The organism is Haloarcula sp. H-GB4, assembly GCF_030848575.1.
GTDB lineage: Archaea > Halobacteriota > Halobacteria > Halobacteriales > Haloarculaceae > Haloarcula.
Genome location: NZ_JAVDDX010000001.1, coordinates 591756 through 610936, shown reverse-complemented (window position 1 = coordinate 610936; position 19181 = coordinate 591756). Strand labels below are relative to the sequence as shown.

Below are 19181 nucleotides of genomic sequence, written 5' to 3'. Positions count from 1 at the left end.
ACCTCTATACTGCAGGCGGGTGAAGCAACACGTATGAACATCACCCAGTATCTCGATGAACTCGAACCGGTCGGGATGGTACTCATTGGACTCGTGCTGTTTATTATCCCGGAACCTGCGACATCGACACTCGGAATCGGCCTGATGGTGCTCGGCGGCGCGTGGTGGTTCTACGAGTGGAACCGCTGAGATAACTCGGGTAGTCGTCATGAATCACGACCGCATTCACGCACAGGAACCGTCACACCACCGCGACCGCTGGACGGTCGGCACAATCACCGAGATAGCGGAGCAAGACGGCCACTGTGTCGTCACTGTCGAAGACGGGGCCGGCGAGCCGACGGAACTCGTCGTCACCATGGCTATTCGGGACCTGTTCGTCAGTCGACTGGACATCGGCGACAACGAAAGTCCGGTCGGCGAGCGCGTCTGGTTCCGGAAACGCGGTGGGTCGTAGCCAGCCGCTGACGCGTCCGGGCAGTGGTCGACCGTCACTCCGACAGGTCGACAGTTCGGTCGGCCCAGCGCCGAAGCCGATCGAGCGCGTCCCGCTCAGCCCGTGATACCGGGTCGTCGACGCCCAGCTCGTCGCTATCGAAAGCGTTGAGGACGGCTACGTCCGCCTTCTCACAGTATTCCGTGAGCCGGCTGACCGAAATGGTATCGTGCTGGAATGGAATCGTCGCGTCGTTGATGAACACCGCCCGGGGAGTCTCCGGGAGCGCGTCCAGCTGTTGCTCGGCACGGCGAGCGTTTTCCCGGGCGAGCGCGACCGCCTGCTCGGCTGTCTCGCTCTCGGCACGGGGAGCGTTGGCGTCAACCCGGTCGAGCCAGACCGCCTCCGGCACAGTGATGAATCGGTCGAGGCGACCGCCCAGAATGGTCCCGTCCCGTTCGAGTTCGGGTGCGAAATCGAGGACGACGACGCCTGCGGGTCCCTCGCTGTCGAGCCAGGCGTCAAGGGCGGTCGCAGTTGTCCGCGTCTTGCCGGCGTTCGAGGGACCGGTGACCAGCGTCGACCCCGAGAGCGGGAACTGGAGGCCGGTCACGCGAGGAGTTCCTCCCGGAGGAATTTCCCGCCGAGGCCAGCCATGGCGAGGCCGAGCGCGACAGCGAACGCCAGCACGAACCCGGAAAGCGGGCCGACACCGCCGCCGATCTGTTCGACAACGAAGTTCGCGGCCAGCCCGCCCGAAACAGCGATGAGTGCCAGCCCGCCGACGTTGGCGAGCAGCGAGTTGGACTCCGGGACCGCATCAGAATTCAGGAGATAGAGGACGAGGGCGATGACGAACGGCGTGCCGACGGTGCCGAGCGCGAGCACGAGGACGAGTTGGCCGAGGACGTTCCCGCCGATGAACGCGCCCGGCGCGGACAGCAGCGCAACAGCGACGAGCAGGCCGCGGTAGCGGTTGTCCTCGATAGTGGTGCCCCAGCCGAGTTTGTCCGCGAGCAGGAACGGCGGGACGATGGTGTTGCCTCCGAGCGTCGACACAGCAGCGCCCCACAGACCGAGCAGGAACAGCCAGCGGGCGCTGTCGCCGACCAGCGGACCGAGGGCCTCAGCAGCGCCGACCGTGGTAAGGTCGCCCGAAGTGAGCACGCTCGCCGTCACCAGAAAGATGGCGAGGCTGTAGATGCCGAAGGCCACCAGCATCGACGCCCCCACGTCGACCGTCGCGAGGTCGTAGTCCTCGCGGGTCCAGCCGCGTGCCCGCATTGTGTAGGAGTGCATCGTAATGAGCGTGATGTGGACCGCGCCACCGAGGATGCCGGCCGCGACCAGTGCGCTTCCGGATGGGACAGACGGGACCAGTCCTGTCACCGCCGCACCGGCGTCGATGGGCACGACGAATAGACTGGCGACGAACGCGACGACGACCAGCAGGACGAGCACTTTCGCGGCCAGTTCGAGGAACCGGTAGCCCCCGCCCGCCAGCCCCGCTGCGAGGATGAGCGCCCAGACGACGCCCCAGATACGCGCGTCGATACCCGTCACCGTCGCCGAAACCGTGGCGACGGTCTTCATGATGACCAACTGTGCCACGCCGGCAGCGAGTACCGCGTCGCCGACAAGCAACCACGCCCACGTTTCGCCGAGGTGATCCTCGACAACGGCGACGATGCCACGCTCGGTCAGCAGTCCCAGCCGCATCGCGAGATACTGCGCCAGCGCTCCCGCCCCTGCGGAGAGGACGACGACCCACAGGAGACTGTAGCCGAAGGCACCGCCCGCGGTAACGAGGCTGGCTATCGTCGCTGGGCCGGCAGCAATCGCGCCCGCGATCCAGGATGGTCCCATCGCTTCGACGTAGTCACTGATTGTCCCGCTGCTAACAGCCGAACTGTCGACGGTTTCGGTCGAACTCATACCTCCGGCTTGGGTGAGGCCCCCTGAAAACACTGCCGACATATTGTTCGGTGGTATTCTACGGTAATTCGGTTGCTGTACAGCGATTATGCGGAAATGGAAGCTCTGCGGAATTAGTATATCACGCGCTCACCGGGCGGAACGCTACCAGAAGGAGTCCAGACTGCGCTGACTCAGAGTTCGACGGTCCCGAGGTCCGATTCCAGTTCGTCGACGTGGTCGTTGTACGCGTCGACGAAATCCTCGAACTGCGGGGCGTACTCACGGATGTCGGCTGCCGAAGGGGGTTCGTACTGCGAGAGGAGATAGAGCCCGTTGCTCCCGCCGACCCGGAGGTACGACGCCCCGTCGGTGTCCCACTTCAGTTCCCAGCGCGTGCCGCCGATTCGGTCGGTGAAGGTGCCGTAGTCGCCGCCCTCGTAGCGCTGGAGTTCCCGCGCGATCTGGTCGCATATCTCGCGGATACGGCCGAGGACACGGTCTCGTTCGGCCACAACGCCGTCGGTCGTCTCGATTTCCGGGAATTCCGTCGACACGTCGTCGAGAACACCGTCGAGCGACGCGACGTAGTTGTTGAATCCCTCGACGAAGGCATCGTAGTCGGCGAGCGCGGCCGCCAGCGGCTCCGGCTCTGGTGGCTGTTTGGTCGAGATGACGTAGGTATCGGAGCCGCGCGAGGGGGAGAACCGGAGGTACTCCAGATCGCCACCCTCGTACTTCACCGTCCACTCGCCGCGGTCGGTCTCGATATCCGCCTGTCCGTAGTCGCCGCCCTCCAGTCGGGCGAGCTGGTAGGCGACCTGTCCGGCGTGGTCCCGGACCGCCGCGACCAGTTCGTCACGCTGCTGTGCAACGGCCGTTGCGTCGGCGGGGTCCACCGGTGGCCACTCTGTCACAGTAGACGGAAGCGACGGGACGGCAATAACAGGCTCGGTCGGCTACTCGGACTCTAGGAGCGCATCGTCACCGTGGCGCTCGCGGAGTCCCTCGAAGTACTCGCGCTGCTCGTCGATGTTCGATGTCGATTCATCGTACACGTCGGTAAAGAGGTCCGTCGGGTCCGGTGCGTGGGCCTCAGCGTTGTCGATGATTTCGCCAAGGCGCTCGTCGATGGTGTCGTCCATCACGTCGATTTTCCCGTCGTCCAGCAGATTGCAGTTTCTGAGGAATGCCTCCATGCGGTCCAGCGGGTCGCGTTCGCGCCACTCCTCGACCTCTGCGTCGTCCCGGTATACGTCCGGGTCGTCGGCGGTCGTGTGCGCGCCAAAGCGGTACTGGACGGCCTCGATGAAAATTGGCTCCTGATCTTCGCCGTTTGCTCCTACGGCCCGCTCTCTGGCGGCCTCGGTGACGGAGTAGGTCGCCAGCGGGTCCATCCCGTCGACCTGCACGCCGTCGAAGCCGTACGCGTCGGCTTTCTGCGCCAGCGTCTGGCTGGCAGTCTGGCGCTCCCGCGGGACGGAGATGGCCCACTGATTGTTGTTGCAGAAGAACACCGTCGGTGTCTCGAACACGCCGGCAAAGTTCATCGCCTCGTGGAAATCCCCCTCGCTGGTGGCCCCGTCGCCGAAGTGGACGACGCCTGCCCGCTCGTCGCCCTTGCGCTTTGCCGCCCACGACCAGCCGACGGCGTGGGGCAGGTGTGCGCCGATGGAGATGTTCAGCGGGAACACGTTCACGTCGCCGAGAGCGGCGTTACCCGCTTCGTGGCCCATCCAGTAGAGGACGTACTCCCAGGGGAGCCCGCGGGCGACGAGCGCGCCGTGTTCCCGGTACTGATAGAAGATAGTGTCCTCGTCGGCCAGCGCGTACGTCGACCCGATCTGTGACCCCTCCTGGCCCGCCAGCGATGAGTAGGTCCCGAGCCGGCCCTGCCGCTGGAGGCTTATCATCCGCTCGTCAAACCGGCGGGCAAAGCGAATATCGCGGTACATCGACACCAGTGACTCATCGGACAGGTCCGGAATGAGGTCTGGTTCGACGATCTCACCGTCTGAATCGAGCGCCTGTACCCGGTCGTCGGGCGCCCGATTGAGAACGTCCTGTGTCATTTCGTACCCTACACTCGGAGAGGACCGTCAAAAAGCTGTGTTCGGCTCCGGTCAGCCAAGCCACTCCAACACGCGCCGACGGGCGTCAGCCTGATCGTCGGGCATCACTTCGAGGACGACGGCGCCGTCGAAGTGGGTATTGAGAACACCGGCAGTTGGTTCGAGCGGAATGTCACCATCGCCGAATGCCAGCCCGTCCGTCAGTACTGTGCTGTCGGTGAAGTGAACGACTTGAATCTGGTCGCCGTAGTCTCTCAGGAGGGTTGTCAGCGACTCCAGATAGGCTGGCTCGGACATGAACAGGTGCGCTGTATCGAGCACCAGGTCGTGGCCACGGTCGAGCAGGAGGTTTGCCAGCGAGAACTGACTCGCGCCGGGATTGTTCTCGTAGCCGCAGGGAGCGGTGAAGTCGTAGCTGTCCAGTTGGGTAGTATGCGTGTGCTGTGCGTACTGGCTGTGGACCACGAGATAGGCGTCGAGTCGCTGGGCCAATGCATCGCTCTGGCGGAACGGGTCCGGGTCATCCGGGCGGGCATGAAGCGTGTGGACCGACGTCGCGGAGACGGGTGACTCTTCGACCGTTGCCGCTGTAGCCGGTACGTCATCGAGGTCTGACGGCCGCAAGTGAAGTTCTACGCTATCAAAGCCCCGATCGGCCGCGGCGTCTAGCTTGGCCGGGGTCGGCGGGCACTTGCCGACAAGATTCATTATCGTGATTTTCACGACGGCGAAAATAAAACAGTCCCTTCATTAGCATAACTGAGCCGTATAATTCATGGCGTGTCCGCCCAACGTATTCATGATGCTCGGCAAAGAGGGGCCAGCGGCAGACAGTGAGCGGGTGACGCTCTGGCCGGATCACCACCTATCGCACACTCATGCGGTGCTCTGGACCGTCATCCTCGTCGCAACAGTCGGAGATATCCTCCTGACAATGACTGGGCTCACGGTCGGCCTACAGGAGGGGAACGCCGTCGTCAGCACGATGCTTGCGGAGTTCGGGCTGGCTGGCCTCTGGCTGGTGAAGTTCGGGGCGATGCTGTGGCTGGTCGCCGGGTGGCGACTGCTCTCCGAGCGCAACGCGACGATCTTTCTTGCCCTGTTTGCCGTGGTGACACTCATGGTCGTCGCCTACAACTCAGTCACCATCCTGCAGTACCGCGGGGTAATAACGGCTTTTGCGGGCATCTGAAGCGCTGAAGCCTTAGAATTCAGGAACAGCGGGATTAAGTACCACTGGGTGTGACCACGGTGTAATGGATAGACGTTCTTTCCTGACAGCGGCCGGCGCGACGGTGTCCGTCTCGTTTGCCGGCTGTGCCGGACTGGGTGGCAGCGACGAAGCGAGCACTGAGGCGTCGAGCACGGACGAATCAACCGCCACCGGGACAAGTACCGGCGACGCCGGCAGTGCCGACGAGACGCTGGTCGTTGGGACCTACAGCGCGTTCGTCGACTCGCCGTCGACGAGCCCGGGCGCATGGGTGAAACAGCGCTTCGAAGAGGAGTTCGACGCTCGCCTGATCTGGCAGACACCAAGCAATGAGGTCAACCACTACATCGAGCGCCGGAACGCTGGCGTCGACATCGAGGCCGATATGTACCTCGGACTGAACACGGACCACCTCGTCCGAGTCGACGAGAACCTCGACGACAGCCTGTTCGCCGATGTCGGCGACGTGGCGGGGCAGAACGACATCAAATCTGGCCTGCAGTTCGATCCCGACGGCCGGGCGATCCCCTACGACACCGGCTACATCAGCCTAGTGTTCGACGGGACAGCGACTACGGCGCCGGAGACGTTCGACGGCCTCCTTGCCGAGGAACACGCTGGCGACCTCATCACACAGAACCCTGCCAGTTCAGCGACCGGGCGGGCGTTCCTGCTGCACACGGTCAAGCAGTTCGGCCCGGACGGCTATCTGGACTACTGGAGCGACCTGCAGGACAACGACGTTCGGGTGCTTGGCTCCTGGAGCGACGCCTACAGCGCCTGGTCGGGCGGCGAAGCGCCGATGGTCGTCTCCTACTCCACTGACCAGGTGTTTGCCGACCAGAACGACGCGAACATGGAGAAACACCAGATCCGCTTCCTGAACGACCAGGGCTACGCCAACCCGGAAGGGATGGCGATCTTCGACGGGGCGGACACGCCCGACCTCGCCCGGGAGTTCATGGGCTTCCTGCTGCGCCCGGAAATCCAGGGCGAAATCGCCGTCCGGAACGTCCAGTTCCCGGCGACTGAGTCAGCCGACCTCCCCGAGGACTACGCCGAACTGGCCCAAGAGCCACCTGAGCCGGTCACGTTCGGCTACGACGAACTCAAGGGCTCCGTCTCGGGCTGGATTTCTGACTGGGAACGGCAGTTCGCCTCGAACTAACGACGACGGACTGTGGCCCGAGATTTCGACGGCGGCGTAGATGATTCCGACAGCGAAACAGCGACAGGGACAGCGAGCAGTCCGTCCCGCGAGCGAGGCCGGACCGTCCGAAATACTATCGAACGCCGGGCAATCGTCGGACTTGCAGTCGTCACTATCGCGCTGTTGCTCGGCATTTTCTACTACCCGGTGGCGACAGTCTTTATCGACAGCGTTCTCGTCGACAGCCGCTGGACTGGCCGGGTGTTTGTCTCGATACTGCAGGACCCGTTCTATTTCGGGGAGCCCGCGCGATTCCTCGCAGGCGAGCCAGTAGGTGCCGTCATCGAGAGTGTTCTGTCGCCGGACCGGCGGCTTGGCGTCATCGGCTTCACGGCCTATCAGGCGGCCCTCTCAACCGTTGCCAGCGTCGCACTCGGCCTGCCGGCGGCGTATCTGCTGGCGCGCTACGAGTTCCCCGGTCGGCGAACGCTCCGGTCGCTGACGATTCTTCCGTTCGTCCTCCCATCGATAATGGTCGGAGTGGGCTTCGTCGCAACATTCGGCCAAAACGGAACGCTCAACGCCGTTCTCGGTGCGATCGGGATAGGACAGGTGGATCTCTTGTTCACGCTGGAGGCTGTCGTCATCGCTCACGCGTTCTACAACGCCCCCCTCGTGGCGCGGGTGACCACCGCCGCCTGGGAGTCCGTCGACGCCAGCGCGGTCGAGACGGCCCGGAGCCTCGGCGCGAGCCCCTTCCGAGCGTTCCGCGACGTGGTCGCCCCGCAACTGTATCCGTCGGTGCTGATGGGTGCGGCGCTTACCTTCGTGTTCACCTTCAGTACGTTCCCCATCGTCCTCGCGCTGGGTGGGTTCCAGCTGGCCACCGTCGAGGTGTTCGTCTATCGGCTCATCCGCGACTTGGAATACGCCGAGGCGGCCGCCCTCGCGCTGATTGAACTCGGCATCTCGCTGGGGCTGCTGTACGCGTATCTCCGGTACGAGGTCAAACATACTGTCCAGTCACGAGGGATTCGGCCGCTCCCGCGGCGGCCGCTGACGCCGCCGTCGCTCTCGGTTCGGGAACTGCTTCCACGGATGGGGATCGCCGTCTACGCCATCGTCGCGCTGGCGGTGTTTGTCGCGCCGATAGCGAGCATGATTCTGGCTAGCTTCAGCGGGCCGGAGGGTTTGACGCTGGCGAACTATCAGTTCCTCATCGACCGCCAGACGACCGGCGCGTCGTTCCAGGTCCAGCCGTGGGATGCGGTCAGGAACTCACTCCTGTTCGGGGTCGCCTCGCTCGCCGTTGCCCTGCCGATGGGTGTCGTCGTGGCCGTCCTCACGACTCGGGACTACCGCGGTCGGAAGCTCGTTGACGCCGTCGCAATGGCTCCGCTCGCCGTGTCGGGCATCGTCGTCGGCCTCGGCCTGCTTCGTGGCCTCGTCTTCGGCGTCGAAGTCGGCGGGTCCCGCTTCGCCGTCGGTGGCGGTCTCGCTATCATCGCCGCCCACGCTGTCGCCGGTTACCCGTTCGTCGTTCGGACGGTCGCGCCCGGACTGGAGGGGGTCGACCACACGCTGGTCGAATCCGCCCGCGCACTCGGCGCACCGCGTGCTCGAGTGCTCCTCGACATCGAACTGCCGCTCGTGTGGCCAGCCGTCATCGCTGGATCGGCCTTCGCGTTCGCTATCTCTATCGGGGAGTTCTCAGCGACGATTGTCCTTGCCTCCGGGACGAACCAGTTCACGATGCCCATCGCCATCGAGCGGTTCATCGGCCGGCGACTCGGTCCCGCGACGGCAATGGGGGTCGTCCTGCTCGTGGTCACCAGCGCGAGCTTCCTGCTCATCGACCGGCTCGGGGGTGACGAGGTTGGGTTCTAAGGAGCCCCCAGCAGACAGGGCTGCCGTGAACCGGACCGCCCTGCCGGCTGTTGAACTCGACGGTGTCACCAGACGCTACGGCGAGACGACCGCCGTCGATGACCTTTCGCTGTCGGTTCGGGACGGCGAGTTCTTCACGCTGGTCGGGCCCTCCGGCTGTGGGAAGACGACGACGCTCCGTCTCATCGCCGGCTTCGAGGACCCGACGCAAGGCAAAGTCCGATTCGGCGGCACGTCCATCACTGGCGTCCCACCGGAGGACCGCGACGTGGGCGTCGTCTTCCAGAACTACGCGCTGTTCCCCCACATGACCGTCGGGGAGAACGTCGCCTACGGACTCCGATTCGCCGACCCGCCGGGCGGCGGCAGCGCCGAGGCACGGGTGCGTGAACTGCTTGAACTGGTTGACCTCGGCGGCATGGTGGACCGGGACCCGGACACGCTTTCCGGCGGCCAGCAACAGCGAGTGGCGATGGCCCGCGCACTGGCCCCCGGCCCCGACGTGCTCTTGCTCGACGAGCCGATGAGCGCCCTTGACGCGAAACTCCGGGAGCGCCTCCGCGTGCAGGTCCGCGAGATTCAGCAGGAACTGGGAATTACGACGATTTACGTCACCCACGACCAGGAAGAGGCCCTGGCCGTATCTGACCGCGTGGCGGTCATGCGCGACGGGACGCCAGAGCAAGTCGCGCCGCCGCGGACTATCTACCGCGAGCCGGCGACGGAGTTTGTCGCCACCTTCGTCGGCGACAACAATGTTCTCAGCGGCGAGGTGACAGCGGTACGGTCAACCGTCAGTGCCGAGGATGCCGACAACTCTGGCGGTGATAGTGGTCACTCCATCGCAGACGTGACGGTCGACGACACCACGCTCTCAGTGGCCCTGAACGGTGACAGCGACCCGACCCCGGCTGTTTCGTCCGGAGACCGGCTCACATTCTGTGTGCGCCCGGAACGGCTTGCTGTCGACGCTGACCGAAACGCGGTGACGGCGACGGTCACGAGCGCGGAGTTCCTCGGAGAGACCACGCGCGTTCATCTCGACTGGGAGGGACGCGAACTCCTGTTGCGAGCCGAAGACCCGCCAACCGGGACCGTGACAGTCGGCTTTGACCCGGCGGACGCACACATTGTCGATAAGCAGTCGTAAGCTACCATTCCCCACGCCGACACTGGAATGAAGTCTGTTTTAACCCGCCTGTGGTTATCGCCGATATAACTATGACACGCGGTGCCGTCGCAAGTGGTCAGAAGAGGCGTATCGGTGCGTGTCGACAGGGCTGGCGGGAATCTCCATCCCCAGACCGGAATCCTGCCGGAGTCCGGTCAGATAGGCGCGACGGGGTGCAGTGATGGTCGAGTTCGAACCTCGGCTGTTCGACGAGATCGATCCGTCTGAACGGCCCTCGTTGGGTGCCGCACTCGTGCCAATCGCGGGAATGATCGTGTTCCTCAGCGTGGGCCTCGTCGCCTTCGATCTGGACCCACAGTTCCCGCTTTTCTGGGGGATTGCCTTCACCGGCCTGTTCGCACGGTACCATCTCGGGCTGTCGTGGACGGAACTGTATGACGGCATTGCCAGTAGCCTGCTCATGGGCATGCGGGTAATTCTCATCATGTTCACCGTCTATGCGCTCATCGCGTCGTGGATTCAGGCGGGCACGATTCCCAGCCTCATGTACTTCGGGCTGGAGCTGTTCACGCCCACGGTGTTTCTCCCAGTAGCGGCTATTCTCTCGGCGATAATCTCTTTCGCCGTCGGCTCCTCGTGGACGACGGCCGGGACGCTCGGGGTCGCGCTCATCGGGATCGGGTCGGGACTGGGTATTTCAGAGCCGATGACTGCCGGCGCGATTCTCAGCGGGGCCTACACGGGAGATAAGCAGTCCCCGCTCTCGGATACGACGAATCTGGCCGCCGCAGTGACGGACACAGACCTGTACGAGCACATCAACGCGATGCGGGCCGGGACGCTCGTCGCGTTCACGATCGCCATCGTCCTGTACGCTGGCCTCGGACTGCGGGCCGCTGGGGCCATTCCCGCTGACCGCGTTGCGTCCATCCAAGCGGCGATCGAGAGTACATACGTCGTCTCGCCGCTCGTGTTTCTGCCAATCGTCGTGACCTTTGGGCTTGCGCTGCGTGGCATCCCCGCACTGCCGACGCTCGGGACGGGCGTCTTCGCGGGCGTTGGGACCGCGATGTTCGTGCAGGGAACCGGATTTGGCGCTGCCTGGTCGGCGGCACAGTCCGGAACAGCCCCGGAAACTGGGATGGAACTCGTCAACGGGCTCCTAGAGAGCGGTGGGCTGACCGGCGGCGCGTGGATTGTGACGATCGCGATTGCCGCGCTCGCACTGGGCGGCCTGCTCGAACGGGCCGGCGTGCTCGCGGTGCTCTCCCACCATCTCGGGCGACTCTGCCACAGCGTCGCGAGTCTCACGGGCGTGACCGCTGTGTCCGCCATCTCGATGAACATTCTTGCGGCGGAACAGTACGTGAGTATCGTGGTGCCGGGGATGACACTCGGGAATCTGTACAACGAACAGGGGCTCAAGAGTCAGAACCTCTCCCGGGCCATCGAAGCGTCGGGAACGACGACGAGTGCCCTTATCCCGTGGAGCAGCGGCGGACTGTTCATGGCCGGAACGCTCGGCGTTCCAACACTGGAGTACGCGCCGTACTACTTCTTCGGCTTCCTCTCGCCGCTCGTGCTCCTGTTCATCGGGGTGACCGGCTGGCAGATCGTCTATGCGGACCGAACCGACAGCGAAGAGCCGGCCACGGGGCCCGGTGGTGCCGGATCGGTGGCAGCGGGCGAGGACTAATCGGCCCCGAACCGCCCGCAGTAGCGGATACGTGACGACATCTGGAAGTCATCTTCTGACGATGTCTGAAAACCGTCTCGGGGTCCGCGTGCGCGTGTGCGCGCGAAGCCCTGATAAGTCCACAGCCCCTACATTAAATGATGACACCACAGAAGCCATCCGCTGACGGCGAGCAGGCTGCCGACGGTCGGGCGAGCGACGCGGGCCCGGCGGTCGACTACGAGACGGTGTCGGTCCCAGTGCTGGTCGTCGGCGCTGGCGCTGCCGGGGCGCGGGTCGCGATCGGACTCGCCGAGAACGGTGTCGAACCGCTGGTCATTGGCAAGCGGGACCACGGCGATGCGCATACGACCTGGGCGGCCGGTGGCATCAACGCCTCGCTTGGGTCGCTCGACCCTGAGGACGACTGGACCATCCATGCGGCGGATACGCTGGACGAGGGTCATTTCATCAACGACCCGAAAGCGGTCGAGTTGACGGCTAAGCACATGCCCGACCGCATCCGGGAACTCGACGAGTGGGGAATGCCGTTTGACCGCACCGAGGACGGCAAAATCAATCAGCGGTACTTCGGCGCGCAGTCGTTCCGTCGGACCTGCTTCGTCGGTGACCGGACGGGCGAGGCGATGCTTGATACGCTCGTCGACAAGGCCCAGAGTCTCGAGATTCCCTACCGCGACAACGTGATGATTACCCGCTTGCTCTCGGATGGCGACCAGATCTACGGCGCGGCCGGCTACGACATGGAGAGCGGCGAGTTCATCCTCTTCGAGTCCGACCACGTCGTCCTGGCGGCGGGTGGCTCCTCCGCCCTCTACAACCGCCACTCCTCGCGTGATGAGGAGAACAACGGTGACGGCCCGGCGCTGGCACTCGAAGCCGGCGCGTCGCTGATGGACATGGAGTTCGTTCAGTTCCACCCGACGGGGATGGTCGGCAACCGCTACGGCGAGGACTGGGACGGCCGACTCGTCACCGAGGCGGTTCGCGGCGAAGGCGGTCGGCTGCTCAACGCCAACGGCAAGCGGTTCATGGAAGAGTACTCGCCGGATCAGATGGAACTCGACGCGCGGGACGTGGTGGCCCGCGCCATCGCACAGGAGCTCCGTGAAGGCCGCGGAACCGAGAACGGAGGTGTCTATCTGGATATCTCCCACCGCGACGACGAGTACATCAAATCGCGGCTCCCGCGGATGTACGAGCGGTTCATGGACCTCGGCGTCGACATCACCGAGGAGCCGATGGAAGTCGCGCCGACCGCCCACTACTCGATGGGCGGCGTCGACATCAGCTTCGAGACCGGCGAAACCGGCGTTGGTGGGCTCTATGCCGTCGGCGAGACAGTAGCAGGCGTTCACGGTGCGAACCGCCTTGGCGGGAACTCGCTCGCGGAGACGGTCGCCATCGGCGCGCTCGTCGGCGACCACGTCGCGGCGCAGGTGACAGGCGACGACCGCAACGGGGCCTTGCCGGATGGACAGCGCGCTATCGCCGAGCGTGAGTTCCGGTCGCTGCGGGAACTAGAGGCCACCGATGGCGACGAAACGCCCGAGCAGCTCCTCGCAGACCTCGGCGACCTGCTGTGGGAGCACGCTGGTATCCTCCGCACTGACGAGTCGGTGTCGGCAGGGCTGGAGAAGCTCCGAAACCTCCGCGAGCGGACGGGGAACATCAGCGTCGACGGCGACCGGACCAGTCTGTCGTTCGAACTCGCTGTCGACCTCTCGTTCAGCCTCACGGTGGCCGAAGCGCTACTGCTGGGTGCGCGCAAGCGTGACGAGTCCCGCGGCGCACACTACCGCACCGATGCGCCCGATGTGGACCCCGACTGGCGGCGGAACATCCTCGTGAACCGCGGAGACACCGGGCTCGAACTGACGACCCGCGGGGTCGCCGAGCCGAGCGACGCAGTCAGCGAGGCGGTCGATGTCGGCTACGAACTCGACTATCACCATCTTGAGTAGGGGACACTTCGAGGACGGGCTCGGCCTTTTCGAGCACTAATCAAACGGTGATAGGCTCGTGGTTTTGGCTCCGCTGTCGTGTCAGCATAGCATCCGCTGTGGTGTCTTTCAAATCGGCGCGGCTTCGACGGCTACTCCTCGACAGCGACAACTGCGGTCATGATATCGTCGACCAGTCGCGGGCTGTACGTCCAGAGGCCCCGGAACGGTCCGTCAACTGTTTCCTCAGCAACGAGCGCACACTTGTTCTGGTCGTCACCGGCGGCGTCGAACGCCAGCAACCACACCTGTTCGAGGGCGGTGTCTGTGAGCGGATGGAACGTGATTCCGGGAATCGTCGGCGGATCCCAGTCCGCCTGTCCGTACACGTGAATGTCGAGGGCCGTGTCGCTGGCAAGCGTCTCATACCGGGCGCGCTGAGAGCGGAAAATCGACAGCGACTGGAAGCTCACTCGAAGGGTTCCCTCCCCGACGCGGTAGGCTCTGTCCTCGAACTCGTGGGACGTTTCGAGCAACTGTGCCGGTGTGAGCGATGAGAGGAGCGTGTTTGCGAGTGCCGAGTAGAGCAACTGTCGGCCCGGGTCACTGTCAGGCGGTCCGCGTTCGTCGGAACCGATCGTCGGCTTGCACAGGAACGCCTGCAGGATGGTGAGTGGGACTGTCTCTGCGAACGCGCCATCCCGACGGATGACGACGAACGCATCTTTGTGGCCGGTCGGGAGTTTCCGCCACGTGGCGTCGATTCCCTGGCCTGCTAGACGCTCAACTATAGTTGTCGATGCAGGCGGACCGTACACAGTCATCGCTACGTCCGAGCCCTCAAACCGTCGGAGGAGCGTGCTGACTGTCATCGGCCCATAGTTAGCCTTCGTGGTCTGTCTCAGCGGGATCCAGATCGGTTATCGTTGCAAGAATCTCGGTCGCTGACGGCGGCAGCGATGCCAGCGTTGCCGTCTGCTGGTCAGCATCGTAGGTAACGATGCCAGCGTCATCGAGAATGGGGAGGTGCTGGTGGTGGAGCGCAGTGCGGGTATCGTCCCAGTTGCAGGCGTCCCGCCCACGCGTTTTGAGCCAGCCTACGACCACATCAGTGAGTTCCGTAACTGTGGCCGAATCGTGTTCGGCGAGGTAGGTGCATATCATCCGTCGGGGCTCAGCTGCCAGCGCCCGTAGGAGCGTATCGAGTCGCTCGGATGATGATCCCGATGTCTCCGCAGGCTGTTCGTGTTGATCCATGTCAACCAATTATCCACTCTCAGTATTAATATCATTTGGCAGTAGTTAGTCACAGATGTGACGGAATCCATTTACGTGCCAGCACCGTCTAAAACGTATGAACTACGAGTCCGCTCTACAGCGTGCGTACGACGTGCTACCAGACCAGCCCCGGGAAGCCGGTGAACGGCTCTCGATTCCGGACCCGGAAGGTCAGACAGACGGGGCGTTCACACGCCTGACAAACTTAGAGGCAATCGCTGACGCCGTCTCACGGGACGCACAGCACCTCCACCGGGCCATCCAGCGCGAGTTCGGGACCAACGGGCAGTTCGACGGCGGTGAAGCCCGTTACAACGGCTCGTTCGATACCAGCGATTTCGAGGCTGCCATTGACGCGTACGTCGCCGAGTACGTCACCTGTTCCGAGTGTGGCCTGCCCGACACCGTCCTCAAGAACGAGGACGGCGTCGATATGCTTCGCTGTCAGGCCTGTGGTGCGTTCCGCCCGGTTGCCAAGGGTGCGAGTTCGAACACACAGCAGGACCGACCGACGCTCGAAGAGGGCGAGACCTACGAGGTCAAGATCACCGGCACCGGCCGCGAGGGCGACGGCGTCGCCGAGAAAGGGAAGTACACAATCTTCGTCTCCGGAGCGCGCGAAGGCCAGGTTGTCGAAGCCTACATCGAGAGCATCAGCGGCACGCTGGCGTTCGGTCGAGTCGCCTGAAGGAAGCTTCTCCGCGGCGCAGTTACGTTTCTTCCTTATTCCCAGAGATCCGTCGAGAGGTATCGTTCGCCGGTGTCAGGCAGGATGACGACGACCGTTTCCTCGGGGTTCTTTCGGGCATATTCGGCGGCCGCGTGCAACGCCGCACCCGAGGAGATTCCAACCATGATTCCCTCTTCGCTGGCAAGTCGGTGGGTCGCGTCGATAGATTCCGCCTTGCTCACGGTCCGAACCTCATCGACGAGGTCACGCCGGAGAATGTCCGGTACGAACCCGGGACCGATGCCCTGGATATCGTGGCTATCGGGGTCGTCCGCCGAGAGCAGTTTGGACTGTTCCGGCTCAACAGCAACTGAGGTGAGGTCTGCACCGACCGCCTCCTCGATGTACTCCGAGATGCCGGTGATTGTGCCGCCGGTCCCGACGCCGGCGACGACCGTGTCTACGTGGCCGTCGGTATCAGCCCAGATTTCCGGGCCGGTCGTCTCGCGGTGGGCCCGCGGGTTCGCCTCGTTCTCGAACTGCCGGGCACGGATAGTGCCCGGCGCATCCGCGAGTTCGTTCGCGCGCTCGATTGCGCCGCTCATCCCGCCGTCGGCCGGTGTGAGTTCGAGGTCCGCGCCGAATCCCGAGAGCAACTGCCGGCGCTCCTCGCTCATCGATTCGGGCATCGTCAGCACGCAGTCATAGCCCCGTGCAGCACAGACAGCGGCCAGCCCGATGCCGGTGTTACCACTGGTCGCTTCGACGACCGTTCCGTCGTCGGGGAGGTCCCCGGATTCGGCGGCCGCCTCAACCATGTACAGCGCGACGCGGTCCTTCACCGAGTAGGGGTTGGCCGCTTCGACCTTCGCGAGCAGATTGCCTGCGAAACTGTCGAGACAGACCAGCGGCGTGTCGCCGATGAGGTCAGTCACGCTAGCTGCGACAGTGCCGTCATCATCATCTCGCTGGGCGTACGACTGCATACATCGGGAGAAGACGATTGGTCCCCGTAACAGAGTGCCCCGAATACTGTGGGTCGAATACATTCACTCGGTTCCGAGTCTCCAGAAGCTTATGTTGTCCCCATCCAATCGTTTCAGTAATGCCTGAGATTACTGTCTCTGAGGGCCTGTACCGCCAGCTATCCGCCGCCGAAGATAAGGTCGAGGAAGACACGCTCTGGAAGATGCTGCACCAGTTCAAGCGCCAGAACACGCCAAGCGAGTAACGCCGTTGCTATCCGACCGGTTCGATGAGTTCTGATGAGTCGTTGGCGGGGCTGTTGACCGCTGACGAAATCGGATAGGTCTGCATGGGCCCGTCGTACGGGTCAAGCAGTGTGCCCACGTCGTCGGCGCTGCCGTGCAGCCACGTCGACTCCTCTGAGGGGGCCAGAATGACGGCCATCCGGTGATGGAGGTCGGCAACGGCCTCGTTCGGTTCGGTCGTCACAATCGTGAACGACTCGACGATATCGTCTTCTCCACCCGAATCGCCGCCGCTTGCACCGAACTCGCCCAGCCCGGCCTGTCGCTGTGGCGGCTCCCATCGCTCGTACAGCCCCGCCATCGCAAACAGGTCGTCGTCCGGCAGCGCCACGCGGTACGGTTGCTTGCCGCCGCTCGTCTCGACCCACTCGTAGAACCCATCAGCGGGGACCAGACAGCGCCGGGACTCGTAGGCCTCGGCGAACGAGCGTTTCTCGGTCAAGGTCTCGGCGCGGGCGTTGATGTGCCCGTGGTCCGTTCGGTTGTCGGCCCAAGTCGGAATCAGGCCCCACTCCATCCGCTGGATTGTCCCGGGCGACTCGTCGGTGATGACCGGCAGGTCCTGACTCGGAGCGGCGTTGTATCGAGACTCGTGGTCGACGGAAAACTCGGCGTCGAATCGCGTCTCAATTTCTTCGCGGGGGGAGAACAAACTGTAGCGGCCACACATGACCTGTGTTTGGCGTTCCCGCTGGATAAATCCACTACTCGCGCATCCACTCGCTTGCCTGTGGCTCCGCCGGGTCGGTCCTGACCTCAACGAGCGTCGGCGCGTCCGTCTGCACCGCTTCACGAACCGCCGCGCGGATCTCGGACGGTGTGTCGGCTTGCATGGCTTCCATCCCCATCCCGGCAGCGACAGTTCCGAAATCGATCGGCGTCCTGTCCCATCCGTACGCCTGGTGGTCGAGATCGTAGCTGCGCCCGGCCTCCTCGCTGATAATCGCGTAATCGTCGTTGTTGAGGACAACGACGGTAATTGGGAGATTCTCAGCGACCGCAGTATGAAGCTCGTGGACGCACATCATGAGGCCACCATCACCGGTCAGTGCAACGACCGGCGTGTCCGGATTCGCTAGCTGTGCCCCAATCGCCGACGGTAGTCCGGTTCCCATCGTCGCCCACGACCCGGGGTTGACGTAGCTGCGTGGTCCGTGCGCCTCGAACGTGTTCAGCGCCCAGACGCGAAATCCACCGGCGTCGGCGGCTGTGATGGCGTCCGAAGGGAGTACGTCTCGAAGGAGTTGCAGCACATGGACGGAGGTGAGCGGTGGTTCCGAGTCGACGAGCGGTTCGATTCGACGCGCAGTGGCAGCACGGACAGCCTGTGCGCGGTCGGTGCCGTCCGCCTTTGAAGCGGGAGCGATGTCAGCCGCCGCGATTCTGTCCTCAATCGCTGTCATCGCGTCCGCGGCATCTGCGAGGATGCCGACGGTCGGGTCATAGCCCGTGCCGAGGTCGTCAGCGTCAATGGTGACGTGAACGAGCGTCTCAGGCAGTTCGACGGACCACCCGCGTGTTCCATGTGCGTCAAGATCGGAGCCGACGGCGAGCACGGCATCGGAGTCGGCGAGACAGTCCAGTAGCTCCGGGCTCGCGCTTCCAGCCAACACGCCGGCACTGAGGTCGTGGTCCTCCGAGAGCACGCCTTTGCCTTTGTACGTCGTTACGACGGGCGCGTCGATTCGCTCGGCGAGGCTTCGGAGCGCCGCCGTCCCACCCGACGCTCGCACACCACCACCGGCCAGAATAAGCGGCCGCTCGGCCGTGAGCAGGTGCTCGGCGGCTGTCGAAACCTCTTGCTCCGGGACGGTGCTTGCGGACGGAGCCGACGGTGTGCTTGCACCGGCGAGCGGGACATCCATCTGTAGATAATTCTTCGGAAGCCCGACTCTGACTGGGCCCTTCGGGGGTGTTTGCGCGATCTGTACTGCCCGGTCGATTGTCGCCGCTGTCGTTTCGGGGTTTTTCAGTAATATGTTCTCTTTGACGACGTTGTCGTAGGTGTCCGGTGGTGTTTCGTGAATCGCATCGCCGCCCCGGAGCGCCGGCTCGGTTTCGATGGCGAAATGCACCAGCGGCGTGCAGTCGTTCAGCGCGTTTTTCAGGCCGTTCATCGCGTTCATATCGCCCGGGCCGGGGACGACAACCGTGCTCGCTATCTCCCCGCTCGTTTCTGCATAGCCCCAGGCCTGATGTGAGACCGCAGTTTCGTGTCGGGCTACGACGAATCGGATGTCGTCCCGGTTGCCGATGGCCTCGTTCAGCGGGAGGGACTGCTTCCCCGGGATTCCGAAGACGGTATCGATGCCGTTCGCGACGAGACGGTCTACCACCGCCAGACTAACGCGCATACTGATTCCTCACTCCGAAGACAATTCACTCTCATGACTTTAGTTCGCCGCCGGCCATGCTAGACCCCAGACCACATCGGGTCGCCACAGCCGCAGAGGAGAAGATACTACTGGGCCCTGCACGGCCCGCGAATTTAAATCCGAAAGCGCCCAACTACGTGACAG

The 19181-nt window shown here is 63.9% G+C and carries 20 protein-coding genes; 10 read left to right on the top strand and 10 right to left on the bottom strand.

The annotated features are described in order from the left end of the window. The first annotated feature begins 33 nt into the window (after positions 1–33). Together RBH20_RS03300 and RBH20_RS03295 are read left to right on the top strand one after the other, a co-directional pair. Positions 34–189: a hypothetical protein gene (locus RBH20_RS03300; protein ID WP_306705467.1), complete on the top strand. Its 156-nt coding sequence runs from the start codon at positions 34–36 to the stop codon at positions 187–189. A 19-nt stretch (positions 190–208) separates the two neighbouring features. Beyond that, positions 209–457, top strand: a complete 249-nt coding sequence (locus tag RBH20_RS03295; protein ID WP_306705465.1) for a hypothetical protein — start codon at positions 209–211, stop codon at positions 455–457. A gap of 34 nt (positions 458–491) precedes the next feature. Here the strand turns inward: RBH20_RS03295 and RBH20_RS03290 are convergent, their stop codons facing one another. The 5 genes from RBH20_RS03290 to RBH20_RS03270 all read right to left on the bottom strand — a co-directional run bounded on the left by RBH20_RS03290 (position 492) and on the right by RBH20_RS03270 (position 5130). Continuing rightward, positions 492–1049 carry a hypothetical protein gene (locus RBH20_RS03290; protein ID WP_306705463.1) on the bottom strand — a complete coding sequence of 186 codons (558 nt, stop codon included), beginning with the start codon at positions 1047–1049 and terminating at the stop codon, positions 492–494. After that, positions 1046–2371: a divalent metal cation transporter gene (locus RBH20_RS03285; protein WP_306705461.1), complete on the bottom strand. Its 1326-nt coding sequence runs from the start codon at positions 2369–2371 to the stop codon at positions 1046–1048. Before RBH20_RS03285 ends, RBH20_RS03290 begins: the two co-directional genes overlap by 4 nt. Positions 2372–2544: 173 nt before the next feature. Continuing rightward, positions 2545–3249, bottom strand: coding sequence for a hypothetical protein (locus RBH20_RS03280; RefSeq protein ID WP_306707463.1), 705 nt, complete (start codon positions 3247–3249; stop codon positions 2545–2547). Between the two features lie 60 nt (positions 3250–3309). Further along, on the bottom strand, positions 3310–4422 hold the full coding sequence (gene pdhA, locus RBH20_RS03275) for a pyruvate dehydrogenase (acetyl-transferring) E1 component subunit alpha (protein ID WP_306705459.1): 1113 nt from the start codon (positions 4420–4422) through the stop codon (positions 3310–3312). Positions 4423–4473: 51 nt separating this feature from the next. Further along, a complete protein-coding gene (locus RBH20_RS03270; RefSeq protein ID WP_306705458.1) occupies positions 4474–5130 on the bottom strand; it encodes a sugar phosphate isomerase/epimerase in 657 nt (218 codons plus the stop codon). 91 nt (positions 5131–5221) lie between these two features. On the opposite strand from RBH20_RS03270, the gene RBH20_RS03265 reads away from it, so the two are divergent. The 6 genes from RBH20_RS03265 to RBH20_RS03240 all read left to right on the top strand — a co-directional run bounded on the left by RBH20_RS03265 (position 5222) and on the right by RBH20_RS03240 (position 13464). After that, a complete protein-coding gene (locus tag RBH20_RS03265) occupies positions 5222–5614 on the top strand; it encodes a DUF5658 family protein (RefSeq protein ID WP_306707461.1) in 393 nt (130 codons plus the stop codon). Positions 5615–5678: 64 nt separating this feature from the next. Then, entirely contained in the window at positions 5679–6803 is a 1125-nt protein-coding gene (locus tag RBH20_RS03260) for a thiamine ABC transporter substrate binding subunit (RefSeq protein WP_306705456.1), read from the top strand. Between the two features lie 12 nt (positions 6804–6815). Then, positions 6816–8672, top strand: a complete 1857-nt coding sequence (locus tag RBH20_RS03255) for an iron ABC transporter permease (RefSeq protein ID WP_306705454.1) — start codon at positions 6816–6818, stop codon at positions 8670–8672. A gap of 25 nt (positions 8673–8697) precedes the next feature. Then, positions 8698–9822, top strand: a complete 1125-nt coding sequence (locus RBH20_RS03250; RefSeq protein ID WP_306705452.1) for an ABC transporter ATP-binding protein — start codon at positions 8698–8700, stop codon at positions 9820–9822. Positions 9823–10024: 202 nt separating this feature from the next. Beyond that, complete coding sequence (gene nhaC / locus RBH20_RS03245) at positions 10025–11500, top strand: Na+/H+ antiporter NhaC (protein WP_306705450.1); 1476 nt, start codon at positions 10025–10027, stop codon at positions 11498–11500. A gap of 140 nt (positions 11501–11640) precedes the next feature. Beyond that, entirely contained in the window at positions 11641–13464 is a 1824-nt protein-coding gene (locus RBH20_RS03240; protein ID WP_306705449.1) for an L-aspartate oxidase, read from the top strand. A 131-nt stretch (positions 13465–13595) separates the two neighbouring features. Here the strand turns inward: RBH20_RS03240 and RBH20_RS03235 are convergent, their stop codons facing one another. Continuing rightward, complete coding sequence (locus RBH20_RS03235; RefSeq protein ID WP_306705447.1) at positions 13596–14315, bottom strand: DICT sensory domain-containing protein; 720 nt, start codon at positions 14313–14315, stop codon at positions 13596–13598. 10 nt (positions 14316–14325) lie between these two features. Continuing rightward, positions 14326–14700 carry a transcriptional regulator gene (locus tag RBH20_RS03230; RefSeq protein WP_306705445.1) on the bottom strand — a complete coding sequence of 125 codons (375 nt, stop codon included), beginning with the start codon at positions 14698–14700 and terminating at the stop codon, positions 14326–14328. Positions 14701–14797: 97 nt separating this feature from the next. Between RBH20_RS03230 and RBH20_RS03225 the strand changes: the two genes are divergently transcribed. Beyond that, entirely contained in the window at positions 14798–15409 is a 612-nt protein-coding gene (locus RBH20_RS03225) for a translation initiation factor IF-2 subunit beta (RefSeq protein ID WP_306705444.1), read from the top strand. Positions 15410–15444: 35 nt separating this feature from the next. Here RBH20_RS03225 and cysK read toward each other — a convergent pair whose 3' ends face one another. After that, positions 15445–16377: a cysteine synthase A gene (gene cysK / locus RBH20_RS03220; protein WP_306705441.1), complete on the bottom strand. Its 933-nt coding sequence runs from the start codon at positions 16375–16377 to the stop codon at positions 15445–15447. Positions 16378–16496: 119 nt separating this feature from the next. Between cysK and RBH20_RS03215 the strand changes: the two genes are divergently transcribed. Then, on the top strand, positions 16497–16622 hold the full coding sequence (locus RBH20_RS03215; RefSeq protein ID WP_306705439.1) for a hypothetical protein: 126 nt from the start codon (positions 16497–16499) through the stop codon (positions 16620–16622). A gap of 8 nt (positions 16623–16630) precedes the next feature. Here the strand turns inward: RBH20_RS03215 and RBH20_RS03210 are convergent, their stop codons facing one another. Both RBH20_RS03210 and RBH20_RS03205 read right to left on the bottom strand, forming a co-directional pair. Beyond that, a complete protein-coding gene (locus RBH20_RS03210; protein WP_306705437.1) occupies positions 16631–17332 on the bottom strand; it encodes an SOS response-associated peptidase in 702 nt (233 codons plus the stop codon). Between the two features lie 34 nt (positions 17333–17366). Continuing rightward, positions 17367–19016, bottom strand: a complete 1650-nt coding sequence (locus RBH20_RS03205; protein ID WP_306705435.1) for a thiamine pyrophosphate-binding protein — start codon at positions 19014–19016, stop codon at positions 17367–17369. Between the last annotated feature and the right edge of the window lie 165 nt (positions 19017–19181).